This window comes from Streptomyces pacificus (assembly GCF_011766325.1).
GTDB lineage: Bacteria > Actinomycetota > Actinomycetes > Streptomycetales > Streptomycetaceae > Streptomyces > Streptomyces pacificus.
On sequence record NZ_BLLG01000044.1, the window covers coordinates 1 to 3,406 of the forward strand.

The following is a 3,406-nucleotide window of genomic DNA, read 5'->3' on the forward strand; positions in this document are numbered from 1 at the left end:
GACGAGGTGACCGGGTTCGTGACCGCTCTCGCGCGGTTGCATGTGAGGGGCGTTCCCGTCGACTGGTCCCCGTTCTACGAAGGCGGACACCATGTCGACCTCCCCACCTACCCCTTCCAACGCCAGCGCTACTGGCCCTCGGTCTCGGTCAGCGCGGGCGACGCCCGTGGACTTGGTCTCGCGCCCGCCGAACACCCCCTGCTCGGAGCGGCGATGACCGTCGCCGGTTCCGGGGAGCTGATCCTCACCGGGCGGCTCTCCCGTGCGACGCACCCGTGGCTCGCGGACACCTCGCTGCTTCCCGGCGCCTGTGTGGTGGAGCTGGCGCTGCGCGCCGCGGACCAGGTCGAGTGCGACCGGGTGGAGCAGCTGACCTGGCTCACCCCGCTGGTGCTGCCCGAAACGGCCCCCGTGCAGGTGCAGTTGGGGGTAGGCCGGCCGGACGGCGACGGCAGGCGGGAGATGCGGTTCCACTCCAGACTCGATGACGGTGAGTGGATCGAACACGCCACGGGTGTGCTGGCCCCCGGGGAGCGGACGGAGCCGTTCGACGCTTCCGTATGGCCTCCGCAGGGCGCCAAGGTCGTCGGCATCGACGGCTTCTACGACGGCAGCGACCACAGTGAGACGTTCCGGGGCCTGCGGGCCGTCTGGCGGCGCGGCGGCGAGGTGTTCGCCGAGGTCGCCCTGCCCGGCGCGGCCAAGGGTTTCGGCATCCACCCCGCGCTGCTCGACGCGGCCCTGCACGCGGCAGCCCATCTGGGCCTCGACGGGATGCCCACCCACTGGCGGGACGTCAGCCTGCACGCTTCCGGCGCCGTGGCGCTGCGGGTGCGACTGACGGCCGCCGACGGCGGGGTCGCGCTCGCCGCCGCCGACGTCGCCGGTGCGCCCGTGGTGTCCGCCGCGTGCGTCAGCGTCGAGGAGGTGGAGGTACCCACCGCACGCACCGGCACCGACTCGCTCTTCCGCCTCGACTGGGTCCCCCGGGACGTGCCGGTCCCCGGCGGGGAGAGCTGGGCGCTGTCCGGCGAGGACGTCTTCGGGCTCGGTGTCGGGCAGACCCCCGCGGACGGCGCCGAACCGGACATCGTCCTCGTCCCCGTCCTGGGGGAACCGGGCCCCGAGTCGGCGCATCGGCTGGCCGCGCGGGCGCTTGAGCTCGTCCAGGAGTGGCTGCCGTCGCGGGCGCGTGTGGTGTTCGTGACCCGGGGCGCGGTGTCCGGAGCGGACGTGGCGGCCGGTGCGGTGTGGGGCCTGGTACGAGCGGCGCAGACCGAGCACCCCGGCCGGTTCCTGCTCGTCGACCTCGACGAGTCGGCCCGGTCCGCCGCCGTGCTCCCCGGGCTGCCCGCGCTCGTCGACGCCGGCGAGACACAGGTCGTGGTGCGGGACGGCGAGGTATGCGTCGGCCGGCTGGCCAAGGCCCCCCGGTACGCAGGGGACGGGCCCGCATGGACCGGTACCGTGCTGGTCACGGGCGGTACCGGTGGCCTCGGCGCGGAACTCGCCCGCCACCTGGCCGGGCGGGGTGTGCGCAGGCTGCTGCTGGTCAGCCGGCGGGGCCCGGAGGCGCCCGGTGCCGGGGAGCTGTGCGCCGAGCTCCGCGGTCTCGGGGCCGAGGTTGCCGTCGTCGCGTGCGACGCGGCCGACCGGGACGCCCTCGCGGCTGTGCTGGCCGGTGTCGAGGACCTGACCGCGGTGGTGCACACGGCGGGTGTGCTGGACGACGGTGTGATCGCCTCGCTGACGCCCGAACGGCTCGACGCGGTGCTGCGGCCCAAGGCCGACGCCGCCTGGCATCTGCACGAGCTGACCCGCGACCGGGACCTCGCGGCGTTCGTCCTCTACTCGTCCGTCTCCGGTCTGATGGGCGCCGCGGGCCAGGGCAACTACGCCGCCGCCAACGCCTGCCTCGACGCACTCGCCCACCACCGGCACGGTCTCGGCCTGCCCGCACTGTCCCTGGCCTGGGGCGCCTGGGACTCGGGCGCCGGCATGACCTCCACGCTGGACGCGGGCGCCCTGCGCCGGATGCCCGCGCTGTCCGTGGCGCAGGGCCTGGCCCTGTTCGACGCCGCGCTGTGCTCCGACGAGCCGCTGCTGGTGCCGCTGGCCCACGGCGCCTCCGGCGGGGCCGGCCCCGTGCCGGCGCTGCTGCGCGGGCTGACCCGCCACGGGCGCCGCGTCGCCTCGACCGCGACCGGCGCCGCCGCACGGCTCGCCGGACTCGACGCCGAGGAGCGGCAGCGGCTGATGGCCGACCTCGTCCGAGGCGAGGCAGCCAAGGTCATCGGGCACGAATCCGCGGACGCCGTGGGCGCGGGCAGGGAGTTCCGCGCGCTCGGCTTCGACTCGCTCACCGCGATCGAACTGCGCAACGCCCTCACGGCGGTGACCGGGCTCACCCTGCCCGCGACGCTGGTGTTCGACTACCCGACCCCGGCGGCGCTGGCCGGGTACCTGCTCGCGGAACTGCTCGGCGAGAGCGGTGAAGCGCAGGCCGTCGCACCGGCCGTCGCGGACGCCGACGACCCCATCGTGATCGTCGGCATGGGCTGCCGCTTCCCCGGCGGTGTGAGCTCACCCGAGGAGCTGTGGCGGCTGCTCCACGACGGCCGGGACGCGATCTCCCCGTTCCCCGCGGACCGGGGCTGGGAGCAGGAAGCACTCGCGGCGGGCGGCACGCGCGAAGGCGGCTTCCTGTACGGGGCGGCCGAGTTCGACGCGGCGTTCTTCGGCATCTCGCCCCGCGAGGCCCTCGCCATGGACCCGCAGCAGCGCCAGCTGCTGGAGGTGGCCTGGGAAGCCGTCGAGCACGCGGGCATCGACGCATCGACCCTGCGCGGCAGCCGGACCGGTGTGTTCGTCGGCACCAACGGACAGGACTACACGAACCTCGTCCTGCGGGCCCGCGGCGACATCGAGGGGCACGCGAGCACGGGCCTCGCCGCCGCCGTGATCTCCGGTCGGCTGTCCTATGTCCTCGGCCTGGAGGGACCCGCCCTCACGGTCGACACCGCGTGCTCGTCGTCGCTGGTGGCGCTGCACCTGGCCGCGCAGTCGCTGCGCTCCGGGGAGTCCACGCTGGCCCTTGTCGGCGGGGTCACCGTCATGTCGACACCGATGAACTTCGCCGGCTTCCACGCCCAGGGCGGACTCGCGGCCGACGCCCGCTGCCGGGCCTTCTCCGACGACGCGGACGGCACCGGCTGGTCCGAGGGCGCCGGCGTCCTCGTGCTGGCACGTCAGTCCGAAGCGCTGCGCCAGGGGCACCGGATCCTGGCGGTGGTGCGTGGGTCGGCCGTGAACCAGGACGGTGCGTCGAATGGTCTGACGGCGCCGAACGGTCCTGCGCAGCAGCGGGTGATCCGGCAGGCGCTGGCGGATGCCGGTCTTGCGCCGT

General features: G+C 74.8%; 1 protein-coding gene. It reads left to right on the forward strand.

The annotated features are described in order from the left end of the window. Positions 1–18: 18 nt before the first annotated feature. Positions 19–3,406: type I polyketide synthase (locus SCWH03_RS28135; protein ID WP_254077096.1), on the forward strand; the 3,388-nt coding region annotated here is incomplete at its 3' end.